Here is a 2329-nt window from a genome sequence, read left to right on the forward strand (position 1 = left end):
GAGGCTGACCTGCCGGTTGGCGGGTCGGGTGGTGAGCCGCACGCTGGAGGCCGCTTCAGTGACGTCGAGCCGGGTGAGCTGTCCGGCGGTGCTGGTGTAGAAGAACTCGACGCGGTATCTATAGGGGTTGGCCTGGGTGTTGAGGGGGGCGCTGGGGGTACCGCGGTCGACGAAGACGGTGTCGGGGTTTGGCAGCAGGCTGGTGTTGATGGTGGCGATGGTGGCGAAGTCCTGGGCGTCGAGTCCGGTGGCCCGCTGGAGCCGGTACTGGTAGGGTCCTGGCAGGTCGCCGGGGTTGAGTCCGATGGGTCGGCTCCATCGGACGGTGATCTGTCCGTTGGTGTCGCGGGTGGAGTCGACGGTGACCTGGGTCATGACGGGGGCCAGCAGGGGCAGCTCGAGGCAGGCCTGGTTGGAGGCTATACTCTGACCCCCATTGAGGCTGGCCTGGTCGATGACCCCGTCCGTGATCGTGCTGCTGCCGTCCGGATACTGAGCCACCAGCCGGTACGAATAGCTGACACCCCGGCGCAGAGCACTGGTGTCGACGTACGACGTAGCCGTTAGCGGCACCCGCGCAATTTCCTGGTAACCGGTACTGGCTGCCAGCCCGGTCTGGCACGGATCCAGCGGAATATCGGTACAGCCTTCTTTTCGGTAAATGGCAATGGTTGTTCCGGCCCGGCCGCAGGTATAGGGGTCCCAGCTGAGCTGGATGGCTCGTCCGGTAGCGGTGGCGGTAGGTCGGGCGGTGAGGTTCTTGACCGATGGGCCTACGACCTGGATGCGCAGGGTTTGAAACGACACCAGCGAGGTTGTCCCGCGTGGGGGCACGTCGTTGACCTTGAAGGTGACGTCGTAGGGGGCTTCCCGAATCTGGTTGCAGTTGGTTTGCCAGCGGAAGGTAGCGGTGCCGGGCTGGTTGATGGGCGTGTTGCCGTTCGCCAGCTGGGCATACTGGGGGGCGATCAGTTCACCGGCTGGTAGAGGCTGACCGTCCTGGCCTACGTTGAAGACACCCCCAAAGGCGGTGATGATGACCCGCTGTCCATCGGGATCGGTGGCCGTTATGGGCTGGTTGATCAGTGTACCAGCCTCCACACAGAGGTCGGGCAGGGGGTTGATGCGGGGTCGGCGGTTGGGGTTGTCGACCACGATGATCTGCATGTCGCGGGTGGTCTCGCCGATGAGTACGCCGTTGCGCCACTCTTCAACGATGAAGGCGAAGTTGAACTGGCCTTCTTCACCGGGGGCATCCCAGCAGAGCTCGCCCGTGCGGGAGTCGATCTGGAAGGTGGGGGTGCCACCCGTCTCGGAGGTGCGGCTGAAGCGGGTCGGACTCTGATATCCCGGAATATCTCTGAAACGGGGGCATACGATCTCGAGTCCTTCTTTAGGCACGCTCAGCCGATAGGCCAGGCTGTCGCCGTCGACGTCGAAGGCGGCCGGGTTGTGGCAGAAGCGCTGACCTACCCGGGCCGAATCGAGGGGCGGGTTGAGCATGATCGGCGTCGAGTTCTGGCCCAGGTTGTTGCTGATCAGAATGGTGCTCGACACATAGAAGAAGATGGCCTCAGAGGGAGCAGGCAGGTTTTTGGTCTCGTTGTTTCGGTTGGGTACCGTTACGGAGATGGTGTAGGGGTTAGCCGCCGGATAGGTGTGAACGACCCGGTATACGTTGATCGATGAGGTGCGGCCATTGATGAAGACAGGCGGTTGGCGACGAACCAGTTGCGAGGTGCCATCGCCGAAGCAGATGGTATACTCGTCGCCCTCCCGGGCCGCATCGCGCCCCCGTATTTCGTCGTAGTAGGCCGTGAAGGTGATTTCGTACGTCAGCGATGTTTGAGATATCCGTCGGGTGGTAATCTCACCGGCCCGCACGTGCGTAGCCTGGCTGGTCGTAGGCAGAAGAGCGAAGCCACTCAGCAACGCCAGCAGCCAAATGTATAGTAAGCGCATAGAGTTAATCCATTTCACTTACAACGAATTCTTATGCTGAAAGTATAAGCAGGCTTCGGAAAAAAGGCGTACAAGAAAAGCCGGGAAGGCAAGGGCTGCTATAGCCTCCTGCCTTCCCGGCTTTTCTATTTAGGGTGGGTTGGGATCAGGCCCCTCCGCCCCGGATGATCTGCACCCAGCCCTTGATCACCGAGGGGGCCGCGTTGCGCTCCAGCACCGCATAGTACACCGTCGCCTGGTAGTAGTACAGACCGCTGGGCAGCTCCTGACCGTCGCTGGTCCGACCGTCCCAGTTCACCGTCGGCCCGCTGCTCTCGAAGACCTTCGCCCCCCACCGGTTGTAGACCACCAGCTCCACCCGCTCCAC

At 62.1% G+C, this 2329-nt stretch carries 2 protein-coding genes; both read right to left on the reverse strand.

The annotated features are described in order from the left end of the window. The coding region (locus B1C80_RS28005) for a hypothetical protein (protein WP_077924519.1) at nt 1–1962 on the reverse strand (1962 nt) is incomplete at its 3' end. Nucleotides 1963–2107: 145 nt separating this feature from the next. Continuing rightward, on the reverse strand, nt 2108–2329 hold a 222-nt coding region (locus tag B1C80_RS28010), incomplete at its 5' end, for a gliding motility-associated C-terminal domain-containing protein (RefSeq protein WP_139361770.1).

Source organism: Spirosoma sp. 209, from assembly GCF_002006735.1.
Taxonomy (GTDB): domain Bacteria; phylum Bacteroidota; class Bacteroidia; order Cytophagales; family Spirosomataceae; genus Spirosoma; species Spirosoma sordidisoli.